Here is a 24,208-nt window from a genome sequence, read left to right on the forward strand (position 1 = left end):
TCTTAGGCAAACCTTGTCTCGCCTGAACACGGCGGCGTACGAGGCGGATGGCAGTTCACATAAACTCGCGGTAACAGGGGGCGGAGCTTGACAAGCTAGGCCCCCTTGCTGACCATGTCATCACATTTATTAAGCCAATCGATTATGACAGAGCAAAGTTATAACGCAGGATCGATAGAAGTCCTCAACGGGCTCGAGCCAGTGCGCCGACGCCCGGGTATGTACACAGATACCAGTCGCCCTAACCATTTAGGGCAAGAAGTGATCGATAACAGTGTCGACGAAGCCCTTGCCGGCCACGCGAGTAAAATCGATGTGATCCTTCATGCCGACCAATCATTAGAAGTGATTGATGATGGCCGTGGGATGCCTGTAGATATTCACCCAGAAGAAGGAGTGTCTGGGGTTGAGCTGATCCTCTGTAAGCTTCACGCTGGCGGCAAGTTCTCCAACAAAAGCTATCAATTTAGTGGTGGTTTGCACGGGGTCGGGATCTCTGTGGTTAACGCCTTGTCTCGTCGTGTTGAGATCACGGTCAAGCGCGATGGGCAAGCCTATGACATCGCCTTCGAAAACGGTGACAAAGTGCAAGACTTGACCGTGACTGGCACGTGCGGGCGACGCAACCGTGGCACGCGGGTGCACTTTTGGCCGGATAGTCAATTTTTCGATTCCGGTAAGTTCTCGCTGTCACGCTTAAAAACCATATTAAAAGCCAAAGCTGTCCTTTGCCCGGGCTTAACCATCAATTTCACCGACAAAAATACCGATGAAACCATTAGCTGGTGTTACGAAGCGGGCCTAAAAGACTACCTTGCCGACAGTGTGAAGGGCTTTGAACTGTTGCCTGACACTCCCTTTGTCGGTGAGTTCAGTGGCAAGAACGAAGCGGTCGATTGGGCGGTGATTTGGTTACCGGAAGGTGGTGAATTAACCACTGAAAGCTATGTTAACTTGATTCCGACGCCGCAAGGTGGCACCCATGTCAATGGCTTGCGCCAAGGTATGCTAGAAGCGATGCGCGAGTTCTGCGAGTTCCGCAACCTATTGCCTCGTGGTGTGAAGCTCACCGCGGATGATATCTGGGAGCGCTGTGCATATGTCTTGTCAGTGAAAATCCAAGATCCGCAATTTGCCGGCCAAACGAAAGAGCGTTTGTCCTCACGTCAATGCGCAGCCTTTGTGTCTGGCGTGGTCAAAGATGCCTTTAGCTTGTGGCTGAACGAGCGTCCTCACTTGGCCGACCGTTTGGCTGAGGTGTGCATTGCCAGCGCGCATCGCCGTATGCGCGCCGCGAAAAAGGTGGTACGGAAAAAAGTCGCCTCGGGACCAGCGTTGCCCGGTAAGCTGACAGACTGTGCGATGCAAGATTCCAGTCGCACCGAACTCTTTTTGGTGGAGGGTGACTCGGCAGGCGGCTCAGCGAAACAGGCCCGTGATCGTGAGTTTCAGGCGGTGATGCCGCTGCGCGGTAAAATTCTTAATACGTGGGAAGTATCAGCTGACCAAGTCCTCGCTTCCCAAGAGGTGCATGATATTTCGGTGGCGCTAGGGATAGACCCTGACTCCGGTGACCTGTCCGGGCTGCGCTACGATAAAGTCTGCATTCTCGCCGATGCGGATTCTGATGGTCTACATATTGCGACGCTGTTATGTGCGTTGTTTGTGCAGCATTTCCGTGCCCTGGTCGAAGCAGGACATGTATATGTTGCGATGCCGCCTTTGTACCGTATTGATTGCGGAAAAGAAGTCTTTTACGCCCTCGATGAAGACGAGAAAGCAGGCATCCTTGAGCGATTAAGTAATAAGCGCGGAAAAATCAACGTACAGCGTTTTAAAGGGCTGGGGGAAATGAACCCTTTGCAACTGCGTGAAACCACGATGGATCCAAATACACGCCGTTTGGTGCAACTGACGATTGATGATCCTGAGCAAACCCAATTAATGATGGACATGCTGCTAGGTAAAAAACGGGCAGAAGATCGTCGTAACTGGTTGCAGCAAAAAGGCGACATGGCCGAGCTGACCGAGATTTAAACAAATATAACGGGATACTATCAGCATGACAGAGGTGACTTATGATGGCGTCGAGCAGCTTGCCTTGCGCAAGTTTACAGAGGATGCTTACCTCAACTACTCGATGTACGTCATCATGGACCGTGCGCTGCCGTTTATCGGTGACGGATTAAAACCGGTACAGCGCCGAATTATTTATGCAATGTCTGAGCTGGGGCTGTCTGCCTCCGCCAAATATAAAAAATCAGCGCGTACCGTTGGGGACGTGCTCGGTAAGTATCACCCTCATGGTGATTCTGCCTGCTACGAAGCCATGGTATTGATGGCGCAACCTTTCTCTTATCGTTATCCGCTGGTGGATGGTCAAGGTAACTGGGGGGCGCCGGACGATCCCAAATCGTTCGCGGCGATGCGTTATACCGAATCACGCCTGTCGCGCTTCTCGGAAGTCCTCTTACAAGAGCTAGGACAAGGAACCGTGGATTGGGTGCCAAACTTTGATGGCACCATGAAAGAGCCGAAAACCTTACCTGCGCGTCTTCCTCATATTCTTCTCAATGGGGTGACCGGGATCGCGGTTGGTATGGCCACCGATATTCCCCCGCACAATGCGCGCGAACTTGCTAACGCGCTGGCGGCGATGATTGATAAACCCAGTATCGATCTGGATGGCCTGATGGAATACGTCAAAGGGCCGGATTATCCGACTGAAGCAGAAGTCATTACGCCTCATCACGAGCTGAAAAAGCTCTATACCAGTGGTCGTGGCAGCATCAAGATGCGAGCTCGTTGGCACAAAGAAAGCGGCGATATTGTGATCACAGCACTGCCGCATCAAGTCTCTGGCGCCAAGTTACTCGAGCAAATCGCCAACCAAATGCGGGCGAAAAAACTGCCGATGGTCGATGACTTGCGTGATGAGTCTGACCACGAAAACCCGACACGTATCGTGGTGGTGCCGCGCTCTAACCGAGTTGATAGTGATCAGTTGATGAATCACTTATTCGCGTCAACGGATCTTGAGAAAAACTATCGCGTTAACCTCAATATGATCGGCCTCGATGCACGCCCACAAGTAAAAGGGCTGCAAATGATCCTGTCGGAGTGGTTGACGTTCCGTCGGGATACGGTGCGTCGTCGCTTGGAGTATCGCCTTGAGAAGGTGTTGGCGCGTTTGCACATTCTTGAGGGCTTATTGGTCGCGTACCTCAATATTGATGAGGTGATTGAAATCATCCGCAGTGAGGATGATCCAAAGGCAGAACTGATCAAGCGCTTTGGGCTTAGTGAGAAGCAAGCGGAAGCGATTCTAGAGATCAAACTGCGTCAATTGGCCAAACTCGAAGAGATCAAAATCCGTGGTGAGCAAGATGAGCTCAGCAAAGAGCGGGACAAGTTGCAAACCCTGTTAGGCTCAGAGCGTCGGTTGAATACCTTGATAAAAAAAGAGATCCTCGCCGATGCAGAAAAGTATTGTGATGATCGACGCTCGCCGTTGGTGGAACGTGAAGAAGCCAAAGCCATGACAGAGCGTGATTTGATCCCCAGTGAGCCGATTACCGTGGTGCTGTCGGAAAAAGGTTGGATTCGTCATGCCAAAGGGCACGATGTTGATGCGGCTGGGCTGAACTATAAAGCGGGAGACAAGTTTCTCGATGCGGCACCGGGCAAGAGCAATCAACCCGCGGTGTTCTTGGGGTCAGACGGACGTAGCTATGCCATTGAATCGCACACCTTGCCGTCGGCGCGCAGTCAGGGTGAACCGATCACGGGCCGTATCAATATCACCCCAGGCTCGTCGATTCGTCATGTGATGATGGCGGATGAAAGCCAACTGACGTTACTTGCCTCGGATGCAGGCTATGGCTTTGTGTGTAAACAGGCAGACATGCTGTCGAAAAACCGTAGTGGTAAAGCGCTGTTAACTGTGCCTGAGCACGCCGAAGTGATGCCGCCTCGCCGTATTCACGACTTAGAAACGGATCAGATCTTGGCCATTTCCAATGAGGGGCGGATGTTGGTATTCCCTATCCATGATTTGCCACAGTTGGGCAAAGGTAAAGGAAACAAGATTATCAATATCCCTGGTGCGCGCGCCAAATCACGTGATGAGGTGCTCAGTCAGTTACATGTCTTACCGCAAGGAGCAGGCGTGACCCTGCATGCAGGTAAGCGTAAGTTGACCTTAAAAGCGGCCGATCTCGACAACTTCCGTGGTGAACGGGGGCGTCGTGGCAGCATGCTGCCAAGAGGCCTGCAACGGGTCTCCGCGGTAGAAATCCTTATTGACGAGCAAGACAGCTAGTTCGATGAACGCACCTTCTTTGGAAGGTGCGTTTTTTCACTAGGTGCATTTTTGTTCCGAATCCGTATACTGACTCGCCTTTGACAGTCTGCTCTTTTGGAGAGAGAAATGATTATTGTGTTACGGCTGATTGCCGTACTGATTGTCGCAATCTTGCTATTTGTGTTTGGTGGGCTGTATTGCCTGCTCAGTCCACGTAACCCACGCAACTGCTACCAGATTAGTAAATGGTTTGGTCGGCTATCTGGCTTATTTGGTACCAAGGTAGAGCTGCGCTTTGCCGAGGGCGCACCACGTGAACCGGGCGCGAGTGTGTGTATTGCTAACCACCAAAGTAACTGGGACATGGTCACGCTCTCGAATGCATTGATGCCGGGCGCGGTCACTGTGGGCAAAAAAAGCCTGTTGTGGATCCCGATTTTTGGTCAACTGTATTGGCTTACCGGTAACGTATTGATTGATCGCGCTAACCGCAGTAAAGCGATGGGAACCATTGCTCAAGTGATTGAAAAGATCCGTGAGAAGCAATTATGCGTATGGTTATTCCCAGAGGGAACACGTTCGCGTGGCCGTGGCTTATTGCCGTTTAAAACGGGCGCATTCCATGCCGCCATTGGCGCACAAGTGCCGCTGGTGCCGGTGGTATGTAGCTCGACCCATCATTGCAAAGCGAACCGTTGGAACAACGGCCATGTGATTGTGGAAGTGATGGCACCGATATCGGTCGAGGGCTACAGTAAAGAGAATGTGCGCGAACTTGCTGCACACTGTCATCAACTGATGAAAGCGAAACTTGAGCAGTTGGATGCGGAAGTGGCTGAGCGTAATAAGCAGTCTGCATAATAGAGGAGTGTCTCATGACCCCAACCCAGCGTCACCATGTGGTCTTGGTGTCACCTGAGGGTGAACCCAAGGGGACCGCTGAAAAGTTGGAGGCCCACCAGCAAGGATGGCTGCACTCGGCCTTTTCGCTCATGTTATACCGTCTTAACCAAGACGGTGAGCGTGAGTTCTTGCTTCAGCGTCGTGCTGACAGCAAATATCACAGCGGTGGGTTATGGACCAATACCTGCTGCTCGCACCCCGAAAAAGATGAACCTGTGGCTGCCGCGGCCAAGCGGCGTTTATATGAAGAGCTTGGTATTGCGCGTCCGCTTGATTTCGCCATGGGGCCTGCCTTTATCTACCGTGCTGAACTGGATAATGGTCTGGTTGAGCACGAGTGGGATCAGGTGATTGCGTGTGAAGTGAATCATGTGGAGATGATCTTAAACCCGGATGAGGTATCGGATTGTCGCTGGTGGTCGGAGCAAGATATACAAGCCGCACTGGCGGACTCGCCGGAGCAATTTACGGCTTGGTTCTCACAGGTATTTGCTCACATTTGTGCGATGACGCCGACGCATGCTATGGCTTAGGTGTGAGAAAGCATAAAAAAAGCGGCGTTAAACGCCGCTTTCTTGTATGCAAGGGCATAGGTTACGCGTGACGCACCGCAATCCCTTCAATTTCAATATCTACATCTTTAGGAAGGCGAGCGACTTCCACACAAGAACGGGCGGGATAGTTTTCTACGCCGTGCTCATCAAAAAAAGCGCCGTAGACTTTATTGATTTCCGCAAAGTCCTCAAGGTTTTTAACGAAGACAGTCAGTTTAACAATGTCATTCACTTTGAGGCCCGCCGCTTCAACAACGGCTTTAACGTTATCGAGTGATTGGCGTGTTTGAGCAGTGATCTCTGGTGAAATTTGACCAGTCACTGGATTGACAGGGATCTGACCGGAAGTCAGTACCATGTTGCCGAGATCGACACCCTGTGAATATGGGCCAATAGCTTCAGGTGCCTGCTCAGTTTGCAGTACTTGGGTCATGCTGTGTTCCTTTGTTAAAAAAGCGACGTTAATAGTCTGCAACGGTTGCGCGGCGAGGTAAAGTACTTACTCGCTTGCCAGACGTTCTCGTACTGCTTTTTCGCATAAGTTCAACTCGCTCACACGGCGAGGTGCAACAAAAATCGTGTCGTTACCGCCTACCGTGCCTAAAATCGCAGGGTGACGATTCAGATCGATTAAGCGCGCGATCAACTGCGCACCACCAGGGTGGGTTTTGATTACCACCATGGCATGACTGCACGTGATTTCATCAATTTGAGATCCCACCGATGACACCGCGTAAACGGGCTCAATATCGCCACTGATCGAATACACCTTCTGTCCATGTGCATTGGGGATCTTTGCCACTCCAAGTTTGGAGAGCAAACGAGAGACGGTAGATTGGCTGACGTCGAGATACCCTAGTTGGACTAACTGCTGACGCACTTCGTCTTGAGTGGTAAAGCTTTGGGTTTGTAATAAATGCCGGCAGGCTGAGAGGATGTTCTCCTCCGGATTGGAGGCTGTCACCGACGGAATTGCATAATCACTCACCGGTCACTCCTTTATAATCGATGGCTATTAACCTCGAAAATAGTGAATTTCACTGCTTTCTGGTGATTTTAAACGCATAGTATCAGTGTTGGCGGGGGCAAACCTTGATGATGGTCACTGCTTGACGCAAAGAATAGACGCCGGATGCATAGGCACCCGGCGCGTGGTTCAGTCGCCGAGAGTGGCAACCATGACCGCTTTGATGGTGTGCAAGCGATTTTCTGCTTCATCAAAGACAATCGAATAGTCGGACTCGAAGACATCTTCTGTCACTTCAAGGCCTTTTAAGCCATATTTGGCTTCGATTTCCGCACCCACGGTGGTTTCGTTGTTGTGGAAAGCGGGTAAGCAATGCATGAATTTTACGTGTGGATTGCCGGTTGCTTTGACCACGTCCATATTGACTTGGTAAGGCTTCATCAATGCGACACGCTCATCCCATGCTTCTTTGGATTCACCCATAGACACCCACACGTCGGTGTACAAGAAATCACAGTCTTTGACACCTTCCTGCACGTCCTCGGTGAGGGTAATGCGTGCGCCCGTTTGTTCAGCGATCGCGCGGCATTGTGCAACCAGATCTTCTTCGGGCCAGAATGCTTTTGGCGCCACTAGACGAATATCCATCCCCATTTTAGCCGCACCGACCATCAGAGAGTTGCCCATGTTGTTTCGGGCATCACCGAGGTACGCAAAGCGCATTTCGTGAAGCTGTTTTCCACGACCATGTTCAATCATGGTCATCAAATCCGCCAAGATTTGGGTGGGGTGAAACTCGGTGGTTAATCCGTTCCAGACCGGCACACCAGCATATTCGCCCAGCTCTTCAACAATCGCTTGGCCAAAGCCACGGTATTCAATGCCGTCATACATGCGACCAAGCACGCGGGCCGTGTCTTTCATGGATTCTTTGTGGCCAATTTGGGAGCCTGTTGGGCCGATATAGCTGACTTGTCCGCCTTGGTCGAATACGGCGGTTTCAAACGCACAACGGGTACGAGTCGACGACTTCTCAAAGATCAGCGCGATATTTTTGCCTTTTAAACGTGGGGTTTCATAGCCATTGTATTTGGCTTTTTTGAGTTCAATGGCCATGTCGATAAAGTGTTGGATCTCACGGGGTGTGAAGTCCAGCAGCTTTAGGAAGTTACGGTTACGTAGATTAAATGCCATAGTGGGTAATCCTCTCGTTATTGGTCTCAGGCTTGCGCTGGTGCAGGTTGGCCGTGAGAAATATTGTTGTTATTGACTGCTTGGGCACGAATACGTGTACCGGCTTGGCCGGCAAGAATGGCAAGACCATCCTCTAAGGCACCGATGCCAACCAGTTTTCCGCCTTGACGGATAAATTCGCAGGACGCGTCAATTTTGGGTCCCATGGAGCCTGCGTCGAAGGTGTATTGGCTCAGATCATCAGGGGTGGTATCCGCCAATGCGCGTTGGGTGGGTTGGCCATAGTCCAAATACACCGCGTCGGCATCGGTCAAAATCAGCAAGGCATCGGCATTGATTTGACGAGCAAGGAAAGCCGCTGACATGTCTTTATCAATCACAGCCTCAATCCCTTTAAGCTGATTCCCCTCTTGAATCACAGGAATGCCGCCACCACCGGTACAAATCACAAGGTGTCCTTGCGCAATCAGGCTAGCGATGGCGTCATCTTCCACAATGCCGGTTGGCTGTGGGCTGGGTACAACACGACGATAATATTGGCCATCTGGTTTGATATCCCAGCCATATTTTTCAGCCAGCGCCGAGGCTTCTTGTTGGTCGTAAACGGGACCAATGGGCTTGGTGGGGTTGGCAAACGCGGGATCATTCGGATCGACAGTCATTTGCGTGAGCATGCAAGAAACGTGTTGCTCGGGGGCTAGGTTATGCAGCTCTTGCATTAACATATAGCCAATCATGCCTTGGGTTTCTGAACCGAGAACGTCGAGTGGATATGGCGTGACGGATTTATACTCCAACCCCTGTAAGGCGAGTAGGCCAACCTGTGGACCATTACCGTGCACGAGTACCACGTTGTATTGTTCGCCAATTGCCGCAATGGTTTTTGCCGCTTTGGCAATATTGGCGCGTTGAATGTCAGCTTCTAAAGGCTCACCCCGGCGAAGGAGTGCATTGCCTCCGAGTGCCACCACCACAGTTTGTTTTTTCATACTTAATACTCTCTACAGTCGGTGGGGGCTGAGCTACTTACTCAGCCCAACAAGGCGATTAGATGCCGTCACGATGGATTGGGCAGCTCATGCAGCGTGCGCCGCCACGACCGCGACCTAACTCGTCACCGGGAATAGACAACACAGTGATCCCCGCTTTGTCATACTTTTCATTGGTATAGGTGTTGCGTTCATAACCCACGACTACGCCAGGACGGACAGTCAGCACGTTGTTAGCATCATTCCACTGTTCGCGTTCGGCTTCGAAGCTGTCACCCCCTGTGGTGATCAGATTTAGCGGGCCAACATCCAGTCCTTTTTCAATCGCGGTCAGGAAGTAATCTTCTTCGCGAACGTTGAGTTTTCCGGTGCGATCACCGGTGAGGCTCCAGCATTTGATATCTTTACGGATCACTTCTGGATACACCGAGAAGGTATCTTCGCGCATATGGGTCATCACGGTATCAAGGTGCATGCAAGAGCGGTGTTTCGGTAGCTCCATCGCAATCACTTGTTTGGCTTGGCCGTGTCTAAATAAGCTAGAAGCCAAGTTTTCGACCCCTTGTGGGGTAGTGCGCTCGGACATACCGATAAGTACCACGCCCTTGCCGAGGACGGTAACATCGCCGCCTTCAATGGTGGCGTTGTCATAGTCGATATTTTCGCCGCCGAAGTAGGTAATAAAATCACCGTTCGCAAAGCGAGGGTGCCATTTATAAATGGCGCGAAGATGATTGGTTTCACGTTTACGCGCGGGTTTGGCCATGGGGTTAATTGATACACCACCGTAAACCCAGCAGGAGGTATCGCGGGTGAATAGGTGGTTGGGGAGTGGATCAATAATAAAGTCGGACGGTGCGTGCATGGCTTGCAACATAGAGGTTGTTGCGATTGGCAGCTCAGAATAGGCCAATCCGCCTAAGAACATCGACGCGAGTTCATGGTGAGGCAGGTCATTCAAATAACAACGGATGTCATTAGCAAACGAAGGGCCGAAGGTATAATCCGAGATTTTTAGGTTCATCAGCCATTCTTTGGCTTCAGGTACATCCAGAGTCTCAGCCAGTAGATTTTGGAGCAGGAGGACTTCAACGCCTTGATCACGTAGGGTTTGAGCAAATTTGTCATGCTCTTCACCTGCACGTTCAACGGACAGAACATCATCAAACAGTAAGTCATGACAGTTTGATGGTGTTAAGTGGGTGAGCGCACGCTCAGGACGATGCAGCATCACGGTACGTAATTGACCAATTTCAGAGCCGACATAGAAGTTGTTCATCTTTCTTTCTCCGTATATCTCTGCTTGGCTTTTTATCGGAAGGGATGAATAAAAAGTGCAGATGTATTATTGGGTACAGATTCATTCTAACGCGGTGTCTGGGGTATTCTTGAAGTTAGATCACAGTGAATTAAAACATTGTCTTTTGCCTTTTTTACCCTGTGTTAATGGTATTTATGGCATGAGGTTTTTTTGTTTTTTAATAATTAAGCAGGAATTGTGAGTGTCTAACGAAATATTTTTTAATTTCCCTTTGTTAATGCGGATCTGTTTTCTTTTTTATGCCAATCAGTATTACTTTGAATGATGAGGGTATGCGTAATAAGTGAATGGCTATCTTTCTATTTTTTCTTTGTTAACAAATAAAGCCGTTTTTTTCCTCAACACTGTGATTGATGTCGATATAAATACGTTTTTTGACTGTGTAAAAAAGAGAAATACGGTGCCATGTTGTTTTGAGAAGTGGAATATATCACCGTGGTGAGGCATGGTTGAGCGAGGGAGTGGCAGACATAAAAAAGCGCGCTGACGAATACGTGAGCGCGCTAGTCGGTGTATTAATAGGGGTTATAGCATGACACCTACACTGAGCATGATCATAATCATGATGGTAAGAATACCGAGTAAAGGCGCCACCCATTTGATCCATTTAACATAGGGAACGCGAGCGATCGCAAGGCCACCCATCACCACGCCGGAGGTGGGGGTGACGAGGTTGACGACACCGGATGCAGATTGATAAGCGGTCACGACTAACTCGCGCCCAACGTTTGCAAAGTCAGCCAGTGGCGCCATGATAGGCATGGTGAGGACTGCCAAACCAGATGATGATGGCACCAAGAAAGACAGCAAGACTTCCAGCCAATACATAACGTTGATAAAAACAAAAGACGATAGTCCAGTCACCATACCTTCAGCACTGTTCAAGATGGTATCTGTGATCATGCCTTTATCCATTATCACCACGATACCGCGGGCAATACCGATGATGAGGGCCACACCCAGAAGGTCTCGTGCGCCATCAATAAAGCTGGTGGTGATCTCTTCTTCACTCATACGTGCAATCAGACCAATAATAATTGCAGCACCGAGGAAAACGGCAGAGATCTCGGCCATCCACCATCCTAGTGAGGAGACGCCATAGATCATCACGGCAAACGCGGCAGCAAAAATGCCTAAGATCACTTTACGTGTGGTGGTGAAAGCAAGCGTTTGTGTTTCGTCATGATCGCCAAGGAAGTGTTTTTTATTGCTCTCATACTGATCATAAACAATGGATTGGCTCTGGTCGGCGCGCACTTTGCGGGCATAACGCATCACATAGGCAACACAGATAAGCCAGCCAATGGCCAAAATAGCGAGGCGTAACAGAATACCATCGGTAAAAGGGATACCGGCGGCATTCGCGGCAATGACAGTGGCAAACGGGTTGATGGTTGACCCTAAAGTACCAATACCGGCACCGAGGAGTACGGTAGCCGCTGCTACTACAGGGTCAAAGCGCGCCGCCATCATCACAGGAACGAGTAGGGTATAAAAAGGCAAGGACTCTTCGGCCATCCCGTAAATCGTACCGCCTGCGGCAAAGAGGCCCATTAGGATAGGGATCATCCACTCTTCGCGTCCTTCTAAGCGTTTGGTCACCCGCTCAATCCCTGCATCAATGGCACCGGTTTTGGTCACCAGACCTAAAAAGCCACCAATAATGAGGATGAAAAGTGAGACATCAATGGCGGCCGCTTCATAGGTTTCGTGGTTATAAAAACCGTCAATGGGGGCCAGCAGCACGTCGACTACGCCTTGAGGGTTACTTTCAACTTGGTGGTAGGTGCCTGATACAGGCACATCTCGGCCGAGTTCAGCGTTATATTCTCGTTCGTACTGACCAGCAGGGACTATCCAACTAAGCGCGGCGACCAAGGCAATCAGAATGAACAATATGGTATAGGCGGATGGGAATTTGAGATTGGCGAACCAACCTTTTTTTTCAGGAACACTTTGGGTACTCATACTATCTCCTCATACCTCTTCTGAGTGCAATAAAATAGGGCACTACACGTGTTGAGGTAACTCTTTTAAGTTTCACGTTATTTTCGTTGTTCTTTTCTGCCGATGTCAGTGGCTTTTTCTTTATTGTAAAAGTGCATCCGTGAATAGTTCTTAGTGATATCTCACAAAAGAAAGGGACTGTATGCTGTCGCTTAATTGATGAGCAGATTAAAAGTGAATGGCTGTTTAGTTTGCGTGCTTAGATATATTACTCAGAATGTTCTTAGTATGATGGTGAAGTGGGTTTTTATTGTTTTAAATTTTCTTTAACCGCTAACCACCAAGACACCATGACTTTTCTATGTGAATAGACTGCGTAATTAGTCATGCCTACTCTATAAGTGTGGTGAATAAAAAGCAGATTAAGTAAAAATGTCGCAGGGTTAAAAACTCGCTGTTTTTTTGTTTTATATCAAATTTAGAGGTTGCGATAGAATTGTTGAAGAAAAGAGGAAGGCACTGCAGCCTTCCCAATGATAGCTATTGTTTCTTTCTTTTCGGGGTTTTGGCGGGCTTCGGTAATACGATCATGTCGCATTCTGCGAAGTGATCTTGAAACGCGCGGTTGTTCTTATCGAAAATCACGATAAGGTTACCGAGCCCAAAGCAGGCTGTCGCAAGACGAATCAGTGCTTGTGTGGGGCGAATATTACTACCGTCAGCATTTTGAATGCGCAGGCGCCAGGCCCGCATCCCCAACGTCTGACCGGCTTTACACCAGAAGTAGCCGTAGAATCCGCAAATCACACAGGCGAGATAGGCGGTGTAAAGAGGCTGTGCGATAGGGTGATGGGTGAGGAAATCACTGGCATCTTGATAAGGTGTCATCGACATCCCGAGCGCTTGTGCGATAGCCAATGCTGCCATCACCGCGCCGCCCGCAAGCATAAGTAATGCGGCAACAATCAAAAGATCATAAACCCAAACAGCAAGACGGCGAAAAAAACCGGCGGTTGGGCATGCAATAGAAGAAGTCTGCATGGTTTAGCTACATCCAAGTATCAAAGTCGCCGCTAGCCTAGCACATTCACTGTTTAGGTGAGTAAGCTGATAGGGCGGTTTTGCGATGTCGTTTGCTCATGATTACACCGCCTTTGATGTATTTAACCGCGAATTGGTTAAAAATAGCGCGAACAAACATTTTTTGTTTTTTAATGCTTGCACTCGAAAGGGCGGTACGTATAATTGCCAGCACTTGCCGAGATGGCGGAATTGGTAGACGCAGCGGATTCAAAATCCGCCGCCTTAACGGGTGTGAGGGTTCAAGTCCCTCTCTCGGCACCAAATCCCAAAAAAGCCCCTGTCGAAAGACAGGGGCTTTTTTCGTTTATGCCGCCTGAATCGTGATGACTTCACAATCCTCGGGTATCGCGCAAGGCAAAGCGAACACGGCAAGGTATTATCGAGCCGTGGTTGTCACAGGGAGTGGTATGGTGCAGGTTCGCTATCAAGACATCGCCGTTTGGGTAAAAACGCAAATCGATCAAAGGGTGTGGCAAGCCGGTGAGCGGATCCCTTCCGTTCGTGAGATGAGCCGCCTCCAACATGTTAGCCCAATGACTGTCATGCGCGCTTATGAGCAGTTAGAAGCGGATGGCTGGGTTGAGGCTCGCCCCAGAGCTGGATACTTTGTGCGTCCGCATTACAATCAATTGTCCTCCGACTCTTTGGCGCGTCCTCAAGCAGACTCTCATTGGCTGCAGGCGCATCAAGATGTCTTTGATGTGATCAGTGCGAGCAAGTCAGGCTCATGCTTTCCGTTCGGCTCGGCGTTCCCTGATCCCACGCTATTTCCCATGCAAGCGTTAGGACGGGCGATGGCACGAGTCCTTCGTCAATCATCGCATCCAGATTATCTCACCATGCTTCCTCCCGGCGATGAAGGCTTGCGTCGCATGATTGCGCAGCGCTATCTGCGGCAAGGAATAAAAGTGGCGATGGATGAGATCATCATCACCAATGGTGCCATCGAAGCGTTAAGCCTATCACTGGCGGCCCTGACTCAGCCCGGGGATAAAGTGATCATCGAAGCGCCAGCCTTTTATGGGGTGCTGCAAACCCTTGAGCGGTTGCAACTGGAACCCGTGCCCGTGCCGGTCGATCCTGAAACGGGAGTGAATATAAACGCGCTTGAAGCTGCGTTGAGTACTCACCACGTAGCTGCTTGCTGGCTGATGAGTAACTTTCATAACCCAACGGGGGCATCGATTCCTGAAAAAGATAGACCAGCACTGGTATCACTGCTCGCGCGTCACCAAGTCCCTTTAATAGAAGACGATGTCTATGGTGAGCTCTTTTTCTCTGAATCACGCCCCATGCCACTGAAGTGTTATGACAGCCAAGGGCTAGTTTTGCATTGTGGGTCGTTTTCGAAACAGTTAGCGCCTGGTTTCAGGGTCGGTTGGGTGGCGGCAGGATGTTATGCCACACAAATTGAAAAGCGACAGTATGTGTCCAGTTTATCTGTGGGTGCCCCTAACCAGCTCGCTATCGCGCATTATTTGCAGCAGGGTGGGTATGACGCACACCTGCGCCGTTTGCGCACTGCCTTGTTACAGCGCAAACACGCGGTACGTGACAGCCTGCGTCGTATTTTGCCGGCGAGTACATCGGTCACCGACCCTCAAGGCGGCTACTTCTTATGGGTCGCACTGAATAATGGCATGGACACCCGTCAGCTATTTCGAGAACTCCTGCCCTATGGCATTACACTCGCACCGGGCGCTTTGTTTGCCACTGATGATCGGTTTAACGACTGCTTCCGCTTAAACTTCTCTATCAGTGCGCCTGAGACTGTTGATGCTGATACGCCAGCGAGCGTTGACAGCGGCCTTACACAGATTGCGACTGTGCTCTCATCTTTATCAATAGCCGATACTGTTACAGCTAAATAGCGGTGGCTTTGTACTAATCCCGTCACTGGCCCTAGGCATACACTAACTGGGCACACACTTTAGGGAGAGAAAAGGATGAAATCAGAGCTAAGCATGATGGTCGTTGCGATTATCTGCGCGGCCCTACTGATTCTGGGCCATGTCATCATTATTGAAACATTGGCTTACTACACGTGGGCTGAATGGACCGCTGGCGCCATCCCTTTTGTACTTTTCTTTATGGCGTGGGCGTCTATTCGACATTGCCGCGCGAAAGAGCGGGCAGAAGAGCGCCAGAATCAGCATTAATTGAACGGTAATCTTTGGCGTCTTGACGGTTTTTGTTTGTTTTATAGACAAACAAACCGCAAGGCGCATTTTTTTTATATTTAGGGGTTGCGGGAAAAACTGAAATCTCTATACTTCGCTTCCTGTCGACGGGGCAATGAGACGCAAGTCACGAAATGCCGACCACTAAATCGACACGCTCTTTAACAATTTGACCTATGCAATCTGTGTGGGCACTCGTTGAGAATAGACAAAAAAGATTTATTCGATGAACTGAGTGACCAAACGACAACTTTTAYAGTTGTTCGGCACAGTCAATTCGTTTTTCTCTTYGGAGAKAAACAGTAATCAGTATTCATTGAGCTGAAACTTCGGTTTCGAAAAAAACTTTAATTGAAGAGTTTGATCATGGCTCAGATTGAACGCTGGCGGCAGGCCTAACACATGCAAGTCGAGCGGAAACGGCAGTATTGAAGCTTCGGTGGATTTACTGGACGTCGAGCGGCGGACGGGTGAGTAACGGCTGGGAACCTGCCCTGACGAGGGGGATAACCGTTGGAAACGACGGCTAATACCGCACTAGTTGGTAAGGTAAYGGCTTACCAAGGCGACGATCCTTAGCTGGTTTGAGAGGATGATCAGCCACACTGGGACTGAGACACGGCCCAGACTCCTACGGGAGGCAGCAGTGGGGAATATTGCACAATGGGGGAGACCCTGATGCAGCCATGCCGCGTGTGTGAAGAAGGCCTTCGGGTTGTAAAGCACTTTCAGCAGTGAGGAAGGTAGTGTACTTAATACGTGCATTGCTTGACGTTAGCTGCAGAAGAAGCACCGGCTAACTCCGTGCCAGCAGCCGCGGTAATACGGAGGGTGCGAGCGTTAATCGGAATTACTGGGCGTAAAGCGCATGCAGGCGGTTTGTTAAGTCAGATGTGAAAGCCCGGGGCTCAACCTCGGAACCGCATTTGAAACTGGCAGGCTAGAGTCTTGTAGAGGGGGGTAGAATTTCAGGTGTAGCGGTGAAATGCGTAGAGATCTGAAGGAATACCAGTGGCGAAGGCGGCCCCCTGGACAAAGACTGACGCTCAGATGCGAAAGCGTGGGTAGCAAACAGGATTAGATACCCTGGTAGTCCACGCCGTAAACGATGTCTACTTGGAGGCTGAGGTTTAAGACTTTGGCTTTCGGAGCTAACGCATTAAGTAGACCGCCTGGGGAGTACGGCCGCAAGGTTAAAACTCAAATGAATTGACGGGGGCCCGCACAAGCGGTGGAGCATGTGGTTTAATTCGATGCAACGCGAAGAACCTTACCTACTCTTGACATCCAGNTCCACGCCGTAAACGATGTCTACTTGGAGGCTGAGGTTTAAGACTTTGGCTTTCGGAGCTAACGCATTAAGTAGACCGCCTGGGGAGTACGGCCGCAAGGTTAAAACTCAAATGAATTGACGGGGGCCCGCACAAGCGGTGGAGCATGTGGTTTAATTCGATGCAACGCGAAGAACCTTACCTACTCTTGACATCCAGCGAATCCTTTAGAGATAGAGGAGTGCCTTCGGGAACKCTGAGACAGGTGCTGCATGGCTGTCGTCAGCTCGTGTTGTGAAATGTTGGGTTAAGTCCCGCAACGAGCGCAACCCTTATCCTTGTTTGCCAGCGAGTAATGTCGGGAACTCCAGGGAGACTGCCGGTGATAAACCGGAGGAAGGTGGGGACGACGTCAAGTCATCATGGCCCTTACGAGTAGGGCTACACACGTGCTNCTGAGACAGGTGCTGCATGGCTGTCGTCAGCTCGTGTTGTGAAATGTTGGGTTAAGTCCCGCAACGAGCGCAACCCTTATCCTTGTTTGCCAGCGAGTAATGTCGGGAACTCCAGGGAGACTGCCGGTGATAAACCGGAGGAAGGTGGGGACGACGTCAAGTCATCATGGCCCTTACGAGTAGGGCTACACACGTGCTACAATGGCAGATACAGAGGGCAGCGAGACAGCGATGTTAAGCGAATCCCTTAAAGTTTGTCGTAGTCCGGATTGGAGTCTGCAACTCGACTCCATGAAGTCGGAATCGCTAGTAATCGCAGATCAGAATGCTGCGGTGAATACGTTCCCGGGCCTTGTACACACCGCCCGTCACACCATGGGAGTGGGCTGCACCAGAAGTAGATAGCTTAACCTTCGGGNGCGAGACAGCGATGTTAAGCGAATCCCTTAAAGTTTGTCGTAGTCCGGATTGGAGTCTGCAACTCGACTCCATGAAGTCGGAATCGCTAGTAATCGCAGATCAGAATGCTGCGGTGAATACGTTCCCGGGCCTTGTACACACCGCCCGTCACACCATGGGAGTGGGCTGCACCAGAAGTAGATAGCTTAACCTTCGGGRGGGCGTTTACCACGGTGTGGTTCATGACTGGGGTGAAGTCGTAACAAGGTAGCCCTAGGGGAACCTGGGGCTGGATCACCTCCTTACTGACGCTATTCTTGCGAGTGTTCACACAGATTGTATAGGTTGAAAGTATAAAGAGGGGTTTGGCATCCCAATGCCAAACACGCCTAGGAATTATTGCTTAGGCGTGATGATTTGCTTAGATAGCAAGGCGCTTGAAGTGCGAATGGCCTGAGCATAGAAATACTATGTGATTGCCTGAGCAATGAAAGCAACGCGGCTAGCGAAGATAAATCATCCGCATAAAGTCCCATTCGTCTAGAGGCCTAGGACACCGCCCTTTCACGGCGGTAACAGGGGTTCGACTCCCCTATGGGACGCCACTTTATAAACATACTTTCGAGTGTGATTACAAAGTGGTTTATTTAGCAATAAACGACATGCTCTTTAACAATCTGGAAAGCTGACAAGTCATTCTTTAAAGAATGACAGTAAAGTTCTCAATCAGTGACAGAAATGTCACTCACACAATCAAGTGTGCTTGGGCTTTGTCTTATTTGATAAGCAAAGTCTCTATTTTGAGTCCGGCAAAAACAAAACCTTAGTTGTTTTCATGCAAGACCTTTTGGGGTTGTATGGTTAAGTGAYTAAGCGTAGACGGTGGATGCCTTGGCAGTCAGAGGCGATGAAGGACGTATTAACTTGCGATAAGCCCAGATAAGGCAGTAAAAGCCATTTGAGTCTGGGATTTCCGAATGGGGAAACCCACCTGCATAAGCAGGTATCTTAGCGTGAATACATAGCGCTAAGAGGACGAGTAGGACGGGACACGTGATATCTTGTCTGAACATGGGGGGACCATCCTCCAAGGCTAAATACTCCTGACTGACCGATAGTGAACCAGTACCGTGAGGGAAAGGCGAAAAGAACCCCTGTGAGGGGAGTGAAATAGAACCTGAAACCGTCTACGTACAAGCAGTGGGAGCCTCTTCGTGGGGTGACCGCGTACCTTTTGTATAATGGGTCAGCGACTTAATGTTAGTAGCAAGGTTAACCGCATAGGGGAGCCGTAGGGAAACCGAGTCTTAACTGGGCGTMSAGTTGCTAGCATTAGACCCGAAACCGAGTGATCTAGCCATGGGCAGGTTGAAGGTTGAGTAACATCAACTGGAGGACCGAACTCACTAACGTTGAAAAGTTAGGAGATGACCTGTGGCTAGGGGTGAAAGGCCAATCAAACTCGGAGATAGCTGGTTCTCCCCGAAAGCTATTTAGGTAGCGCCTCGGACGAATACTACCAGACCGCCAGCTAAGGTCCCAAAGTTATCGCTAAGTGGGAAACGATGTGGGAAGGCTCAGACAGCCAGGATGTTGGCTTAGAAGCAGCCATCATTTAAAGAAAGCGTAATAGCTCACTGGTCGAGTCGGCCTGCGCGGAAGATGTAACGGGGCTAAGCGATACACCGAAGCTGCGGCAATGTCCTTATGGATATTGGGTAGGGGAGCGTTGTGTAAGCYGTTGAAGGTGTGCTGAGAGGYATGCTGGAGGTATCACAAGTGCGAATGCTGACATGAGTAACGATAAAGGGGGTGAAAAACCTCCTCGCCGGAAGACCAAGGGTTCCTGTCCAACGTTAATCGGGGCAGGGTAAGTCGGCCCCTAAGGCGAGGCCGAAAGGCGTAGTCGATGGGAAACGGGTTAATATTCCCGTACTGCTGCTTACTGCGATGGGGGGACGGAGAAGGCTAGGTGGGCCTGGCGATGGTMGTCCAGGTTCAAGTGCGTAGGCTGATTTCTTAGGCAAATCCGGGAAATCAAGGCCGAGACACGATGTCGAGCCACCAAGGTGGTGAAGTCATTGATGCCATGCTTCCGGGAAAAGCCTCTAAGCTTCAGGTAAGTAGCAACCGTACTCCAAACCGACACAGGTGGTCGGGTAGAGAATACCAAGGCGCTTGAGAGAACTCGGGTGAAGGAACTAGGCAAAATGGTACCGTAACTTCGGGAGAAGGTACGCTGCCCGCGGTGAAGTCCCTTGCGGATGGAGCTATGGGCAGTCGCAGATACCAGGTGGCTGCAACTGTTTATTAAAAACACAGCACTGTGCAAAATCGAAAGATGACGTATACGGTGTGACGCCTGCCCGGTGCCGGAAGGTTAATTGATGTGGTTATCGCAAGAGAAGCCATTGATCGAAGCCCCGGTAAACGGCGGCCGTAACTATAACGGTCCTAAGGTAGCGAAATTCCTTGTCGGGTAAGTTCCGACCTGCACGAATGGCGTAATGATGGCCACGCTGTCTCCACCCGAGACTCAGTGAAATTGAAATCGCAGTGAAGATGCTGTGTACCCGCGGCTAGACGGAAAGACCCCGTGAACCTTTACTACAGCTTGGCACTGAACATTGAGCCTACATGTGTAGGATAGGTGGGAGGCTTTGAAGCGGCGACGCCAGTTGTCGTGGAGCCATCCTTGAAATACCACCCTTGTATGTTTGATGTTCTAACTTAGCCCCRTTATCYGGGGTGAGGACAGTGCCTGGTGGGTAGTTTGACTGGGGCGGTCTCCTCCCAAAGAGTAACGGAGGAGCACGAAGGTGGGCTAATCACGGTCGGACATCGTGAGGTTAGTGCAATGGCATAAGCCCGCTTAACTGCGAGAGTGACGGCTCGAGCAGGTACGAAAGTAGGTCATAGTGATCCGGTGGTTCTGAATGGAAGGGCCATCGCTCAACGGATAAAAGGTACTCCGGGGATAACAGGCTGATACCGCCCAAGAGTTCATATCGACGGCGGTGTTTGGCACCTCGATGTCGGCTCATCACATCCTGGGGCTGAAGTCGGTCCCAAGGGTATGGCTGTTCGCCATTTAAAGTGGTACGCGAGCTGGGTTTAGAACGTCGTGAGACAGTTCGGTCCCTATCTGCCGTGGGCGTTGGATGATTGAGGGGAGCTGCTCCTAGTACGAGAGGACCGGAGTGGACGAACCGCTGGTGTTCGGGTTGTGTCGCCAGACGCATTGCCCGGTAGCTAAGTTCGGCACAGATAAGCGCTGAAAGCATCTAAGCGCGAAGCTGGCCCCGAGATGAGTCATCCCTAGAGCTTCGAGCTCTCTAAAGGGTTGTCGTAGACGACGACGTTGATAGGCAGGGTGTGTAAGCGCTGTGAGGCGTTGAGCTAACCTGTACTAATTGCCCGTGAGGCTTAACCATACAACACCCAAGAGGTTTTGGGTTGGACTTNTGTGGCGAGAACGAACAGCTTTCTAGGTTGATGGTTTTCACTTTTTAAAAAAGTGAAGACAAAACAAAATTTTGCTTGGCGACCATAGCGCTTTGGACCCACCTGATTCCATGCCGAACTCAGTAGTGAAACGAAGCAGCGCCGATGGTAGTGTGGGGTCTCCCCATGTGAGAGTAGGACATCGCCAGGCTCTCATTGYTTATCTTATTGATAGCTCGATGCTGTTGATATMTGCGATGCTCATGTATTGGCATACACTGCGCGTCTCGATTCAACATCCTCATCGCATCAAACAAGATAATCTAATTAGAGCTTAATGTTGGGCTTTAGTTAGCAAAAATTTAAGCATCAAAGCGGACATGCGTAAGACTTTGATGATAAGTGATTTAATTATCAAAGCAGATAAAAAGTAAGACTTTGGTAAAGCGTTTTCGCTGATATAGCTCAGTTGGTAGAGCGCACCCTTGGTAAGGGTGAGGTCGGCAGTTCAAATCTGCCTATCAGCACCAGTATTTTCTTGGCGGCCATAGCGTAACGGCACCACCTGAATCCATGCCGAACTCAGAAGTGAAACGTTGCTGCGCCGATGGTAGTGTGGGGTCTCCCCATGTGAGAGTAGGTCACTGCCAAGAGTTATTCATAAGCCCTCCGCATTTGCGGGGGGCTTTTTCGTTTCTACGTATTGTCCTTCCATACCGATTCCTTTCTATTCTAAATAGAGTATTACCCTTTCCCACTTGATTATTGCTTGAGCTCCATAATCGGCTGCGTTATGTTATTAGATATCTGGACGTCTAAACATCTCTAGGAGGCAGTGATGCCGATTAAAATTCCGGACCAACTTCCCGCGACCAATATTCTGCGGCGTGAAAATATCTTTGTGATGACAGAAACGCGTGCGGTAAGTCAAAACATCCGTCCGCTGAAAGTCCTGCTTCTAAACCTGATGCCAAAGAAAATCGAGACCGAAACGCAATTTATGCGTTTGCTCTCTAACAGCCCTTTGCAAGTGGATGTTGAGCTTTTACGGATAGATAACCGACCAAGCAAGAACACGCCGACCGAGCATCTTGATACCTTCTATCGCCAATTTGAGGCCGTGCGGGGGCGTAACTTCGATGGTTTGATTGTCACAGGCGCGCCACTCGGATTAGTGCAATTTGAGGACGTGATTTACTGGGAGCATTTACAGGATGTGATGAATTGGGCACACCAACATGTCACCTCCACACTCTATATTTGTTGGGCAGCGCAAGCGGGCTTAAAGCTACTTTACGATTTGCCTAAGAAAACTCGCAAAGAAAAGCTATCAGGTGTTTATCGCCATCAGATAAATAGCGAGTTATCTAAGCATCCACTATTACGCGGTTTTGATGATAGTTTCTTAGCGCCTCATTCACGTTATGCAGACTTTTCTCCTCATTATCTGAATGAACATACCGATCTCGATATCTTAGCCACGTCCAATGAGGCGGGGACGTATCTGGCCGCGACGAAAGATAAACGCAATGTGTTTGTCACTGGGCACCCTGAGTATGATGCGCATACTTTGAATGACGAGTATCACCGCGATTTAGAGGAGGGGATGGAGCCGGTGATCCCCATTAACTATTACCCGGATGACGATCCTTCTCAGCCACCGTATGTGAGCTGGCGCAGTCACGGGCATCTGCTGTTTGCGAATTGGCTGAACTATTGTGTCTATCAGCAAACCCCCTTCGATTTGGAGACATTTTCAGCGTCTAACTTTACGCTTGATGAATAAAAAAGGCGCCATCTGGCGCCTTTATGATAGATAAAGGAGCGGAGTTCATTGAAGGCGCTTGTCCATCTCGTCTTGAGCTGCGTTTGCTTTATCAACCATGCCGGTCATGGTTGAGCCTTGTACCAAAATAGAAAACACCACCACCGCGTAAGTCATCACCAAAATCAGCTCTCTGACATCGATTTGTTTTTCTGGGACCACAATAATGCCAGCTGGTACCGCCATGGCCATGGCCAAGGCGAGGCCTCCACGCAATCCTCCCCATGTGAGAATGCGCACAGCCCACGGGTTATATTCGCGAAAGCATCGGAAACCGAGATAGCAGGCTTTGACACTCAAATAGCGAGCCGCTAGCACTAAAGGCACTACACAACCCATTACAATCCAGTCCTCTTCATGAAAGGTGATTTGCAACAAGCTCAAGCCGATGAGCAAGAACAGTAAGCTGTTAAGAAATTCATCGACCAGTTCCCAGAAATGGTCGAGGTGATCTTCACTTTCTTTGGAAAAGCCAATAAAGCGGGTCCAGTTACCGATCATGATCCCCGAAACGACCATTGCCAGTGGACCGGAAACATGCAGCATATCGGCGAGCACATAGCCAGCACTGGGAATGGCTAAAGTGAGCAACAGCTCCATGGAGTGATCGTTAGTGGCACAAATCAAACGGTGAAAGGCATAGCCTAAAACTAGGCCGTAACATATGCCGCCAATCGCTTCTTGCGCAAACAGCGACAGGGTACCCGCCAAGGTTGGGTTTTGATGTCCGAATGCGAGGGTGAAAATAGTCACAAACACCACCAAGCCAAAACCATCGTTAAACAACGACTCGCCTTCGATTTGGGTGGTAATACGCATGGGGGCATGTAATTTTTTGACAATCGCAAGCACGGCAATGGGGTCCGTGGGTGAGATAAGGGCGCCGAAAAGTAAGCAGTAAATATAATCAAATTGTACCCCAATCAGTTGGAACACGCCCCACACACCGGATCCCACTAAAAACACGGAGAGCAGCGTCGCACCGAGTGCTAGGGTAGTGATTTCCCATTTTTGGTCTGAAAACGAAGGCAGTTTAACACCCAGCCCTCCAGCAAAAAGTAGAAAGCCAAGCACGCCCTCAAGGAGAAACTCCTCAAAATGAATATCCCCTAAGGTTTGCGCGGCAATCGCTTTTAGAGGCAGGGCTTGATACTGACCGGCAATCACTATCCCTAAAGACAGTAAAAGTGCACCCGCCGTGATTGCGATGGTGGTTTGGACGCGGCTAATTTTACTGTTAATAAACGCGATGATAATGGCGGCAGCGGCCATAAAGCTGAGGATAGCGTAGGTTGACATACATCATTCCTGATACGGCTAGGGAGTGGAAAAAAAGAGTTACAAAATATTAATAGAAATCGCTTCCAAAACGA

The 24,208-nt window shown here is 50.0% G+C and carries 15 protein-coding genes, 3 tRNA genes and 4 rRNA genes; 14 read left to right on the plus strand and 8 right to left on the minus strand.

The window, feature by feature from the left end; all coding sequences use genetic code 11:
- Window positions 1–144 precede the first annotated feature (144 nt).
- From parE to idi, 4 genes are all read left to right on the plus strand, one after another.
- Complete coding sequence (gene parE / locus BZG82_RS00395; protein WP_077765003.1) at window positions 145–2,037, plus strand: DNA topoisomerase IV subunit B; 1,893 nt, start codon at window positions 145–147, stop codon at window positions 2,035–2,037.
- A gap of 25 nt (window positions 2,038–2,062) precedes the next feature.
- Window positions 2,063–4,321, plus strand: coding sequence for a DNA topoisomerase IV subunit A (parC, locus tag BZG82_RS00400; RefSeq protein ID WP_077764937.1), 2,259 nt, complete (start codon window positions 2,063–2,065; stop codon window positions 4,319–4,321).
- A gap of 108 nt (window positions 4,322–4,429) precedes the next feature.
- Complete coding sequence (locus BZG82_RS00405; RefSeq protein WP_077479485.1) at window positions 4,430–5,164, plus strand: 1-acylglycerol-3-phosphate O-acyltransferase; 735 nt, start codon at window positions 4,430–4,432, stop codon at window positions 5,162–5,164.
- A gap of 14 nt (window positions 5,165–5,178) precedes the next feature.
- Window positions 5,179–5,739, plus strand: coding sequence for an isopentenyl-diphosphate Delta-isomerase (gene idi, locus BZG82_RS00410; RefSeq protein WP_077764938.1), 561 nt, complete (start codon window positions 5,179–5,181; stop codon window positions 5,737–5,739).
- Between the two features lie 61 nt (window positions 5,740–5,800).
- On the opposite strand, the gene BZG82_RS00415 is transcribed toward idi, so the two are convergent.
- The 7 genes from BZG82_RS00415 to BZG82_RS00445 all read right to left on the minus strand — a co-directional run bounded on the left by BZG82_RS00415 (window position 5,801) and on the right by BZG82_RS00445 (window position 13,219).
- Window positions 5,801–6,193, minus strand: a complete 393-nt coding sequence (locus BZG82_RS00415) for a RidA family protein (RefSeq protein ID WP_069589244.1) — start codon at window positions 6,191–6,193, stop codon at window positions 5,801–5,803.
- 66 nt (window positions 6,194–6,259) lie between these two features.
- On the minus strand, window positions 6,260–6,748 hold the full coding sequence (locus BZG82_RS00420; protein WP_069589242.1) for an arginine repressor: 489 nt from the start codon (window positions 6,746–6,748) through the stop codon (window positions 6,260–6,262).
- Between the two features lie 168 nt (window positions 6,749–6,916).
- Window positions 6,917–7,921, minus strand: a complete 1,005-nt coding sequence (gene argF / locus BZG82_RS00425) for an ornithine carbamoyltransferase (protein ID WP_077662760.1) — start codon at window positions 7,919–7,921, stop codon at window positions 6,917–6,919.
- Window positions 7,922–7,947: 26 nt separating this feature from the next.
- Window positions 7,948–8,910, minus strand: a complete 963-nt coding sequence (gene arcC, locus BZG82_RS00430) for a carbamate kinase (protein WP_069589240.1) — start codon at window positions 8,908–8,910, stop codon at window positions 7,948–7,950.
- 58 nt (window positions 8,911–8,968) lie between these two features.
- Window positions 8,969–10,189 (minus strand): arginine deiminase, encoded by a 1,221-nt coding sequence (arcA, locus tag BZG82_RS00435; protein WP_077662759.1) that lies wholly within the window; start codon window positions 10,187–10,189, stop codon window positions 8,969–8,971.
- Window positions 10,190–10,756: 567 nt separating this feature from the next.
- On the minus strand, window positions 10,757–12,199 hold the full coding sequence (locus BZG82_RS00440; RefSeq protein WP_077662758.1) for a YfcC family protein: 1,443 nt from the start codon (window positions 12,197–12,199) through the stop codon (window positions 10,757–10,759).
- A gap of 519 nt (window positions 12,200–12,718) precedes the next feature.
- Complete coding sequence (locus tag BZG82_RS00445; RefSeq protein WP_077662757.1) at window positions 12,719–13,219, minus strand: RDD family protein; 501 nt, start codon at window positions 13,217–13,219, stop codon at window positions 12,719–12,721.
- A 216-nt stretch (window positions 13,220–13,435) separates the two neighbouring features.
- Here BZG82_RS00445 and BZG82_RS00455 point away from each other — a divergent pair.
- The 10 genes from BZG82_RS00455 (at window position 13,436) to metA (ending at window position 22,796) form a co-directional block, all read left to right on the plus strand.
- Window positions 13,436–13,522: transfer RNA gene (locus BZG82_RS00455), tRNA-Leu, on the plus strand.
- A gap of 62 nt (window positions 13,523–13,584) precedes the next feature.
- A complete protein-coding gene (locus tag BZG82_RS00460) occupies window positions 13,585–15,132 on the plus strand; it encodes an aminotransferase-like domain-containing protein (RefSeq protein WP_198928525.1) in 1,548 nt (515 codons plus the stop codon).
- 75 nt (window positions 15,133–15,207) lie between these two features.
- Window positions 15,208–15,420, plus strand: coding sequence for a hypothetical protein (locus BZG82_RS00465; RefSeq protein WP_069589232.1), 213 nt, complete (start codon window positions 15,208–15,210; stop codon window positions 15,418–15,420).
- Window positions 15,421–15,789: 369 nt separating this feature from the next.
- A 16S ribosomal RNA gene (locus tag BZG82_RS00470) occupies window positions 15,790–17,871 on the plus strand.
- Window positions 17,872–18,095: 224 nt separating this feature from the next.
- Window positions 18,096–18,171, plus strand: a tRNA-Glu gene (locus BZG82_RS00475).
- A gap of 254 nt (window positions 18,172–18,425) precedes the next feature.
- Window positions 18,426–21,000 (plus strand): 23S ribosomal RNA (locus tag BZG82_RS00480).
- A gap of 105 nt (window positions 21,001–21,105) precedes the next feature.
- Window positions 21,106–21,221: ribosomal RNA gene (gene rrf / locus BZG82_RS00485) — 5S ribosomal RNA — on the plus strand.
- 243 nt (window positions 21,222–21,464) lie between these two features.
- Window positions 21,465–21,540: transfer RNA gene (locus BZG82_RS00490), tRNA-Thr, on the plus strand.
- 7 nt (window positions 21,541–21,547) lie between these two features.
- Window positions 21,548–21,663, plus strand: a 5S ribosomal RNA gene (gene rrf / locus BZG82_RS00495).
- Together the 16S, 23S and 5S rRNA genes with 2 tRNA genes alongside form the textbook arrangement of a ribosomal RNA operon.
- A gap of 185 nt (window positions 21,664–21,848) precedes the next feature.
- Complete coding sequence (gene metA / locus BZG82_RS00500) at window positions 21,849–22,796, plus strand: homoserine O-acetyltransferase MetA (RefSeq protein WP_077764940.1); 948 nt, start codon at window positions 21,849–21,851, stop codon at window positions 22,794–22,796.
- A 45-nt stretch (window positions 22,797–22,841) separates the two neighbouring features.
- Here the strand turns inward: metA and BZG82_RS00505 are convergent, their stop codons facing one another.
- On the minus strand, window positions 22,842–24,134 hold the full coding sequence (locus BZG82_RS00505) for a cation:proton antiporter (protein ID WP_069588200.1): 1,293 nt from the start codon (window positions 24,132–24,134) through the stop codon (window positions 22,842–22,844).
- Window positions 24,135–24,208 lie beyond the last annotated feature (74 nt).

It is taken from the genome of Salinivibrio sp. PR5, assembly GCF_001996085.1.
Lineage (GTDB): Bacteria > Pseudomonadota > Gammaproteobacteria > Enterobacterales > Vibrionaceae > Salinivibrio > Salinivibrio proteolyticus.

Excerpts from the sequence above, each read along its gene's own strand:
- arcA (WP_077662759.1), bottom strand. The coding sequence starts at position 10,189 with ATGAACAACTTCTATGTCGGCTCTGAAATTGGTCAATTACGTACCGTG.
- BZG82_RS00415 (WP_069589244.1), bottom strand. The coding sequence starts at position 6,193 with ATGACCCAAGTACTGCAAACTGAGCAGGCACCTGAAGCTATTGGCCCA.
- BZG82_RS00505 (WP_069588200.1), bottom strand. The coding sequence starts at position 24,134 with ATGTCAACCTACGCTATCCTCAGCTTTATGGCCGCTGCCGCCATTATC.
- BZG82_RS00460 (WP_198928525.1), top strand. The coding sequence starts at position 13,585 with ATGACTTCACAATCCTCGGGTATCGCGCAAGGCAAAGCGAACACGGCA.
- parC (WP_077764937.1), top strand. The coding sequence starts at position 2,063 with ATGACAGAGGTGACTTATGATGGCGTCGAGCAGCTTGCCTTGCGCAAG.
- BZG82_RS00445 (WP_077662757.1), bottom strand. The coding sequence starts at position 13,219 with ATGCAGACTTCTTCTATTGCATGCCCAACCGCCGGTTTTTTTCGCCGT.
- metA (WP_077764940.1), top strand. The coding sequence starts at position 21,849 with ATGCCGATTAAAATTCCGGACCAACTTCCCGCGACCAATATTCTGCGG.
- argF (WP_077662760.1), bottom strand. The coding sequence starts at position 7,921 with ATGGCATTTAATCTACGTAACCGTAACTTCCTAAAGCTGCTGGACTTC.
- BZG82_RS00440 (WP_077662758.1), bottom strand. The coding sequence starts at position 12,199 with ATGAGTACCCAAAGTGTTCCTGAAAAAAAAGGTTGGTTCGCCAATCTC.
- BZG82_RS00465 (WP_069589232.1), top strand. The coding sequence starts at position 15,208 with ATGAAATCAGAGCTAAGCATGATGGTCGTTGCGATTATCTGCGCGGCC.
- BZG82_RS00405 (WP_077479485.1), top strand. The coding sequence starts at position 4,430 with ATGATTATTGTGTTACGGCTGATTGCCGTACTGATTGTCGCAATCTTG.
- parE (WP_077765003.1), top strand. The coding sequence starts at position 145 with ATGACAGAGCAAAGTTATAACGCAGGATCGATAGAAGTCCTCAACGGG.
- arcC (WP_069589240.1), bottom strand. The coding sequence starts at position 8,910 with ATGAAAAAACAAACTGTGGTGGTGGCACTCGGAGGCAATGCACTCCTT.
- idi (WP_077764938.1), top strand. The coding sequence starts at position 5,179 with ATGACCCCAACCCAGCGTCACCATGTGGTCTTGGTGTCACCTGAGGGT.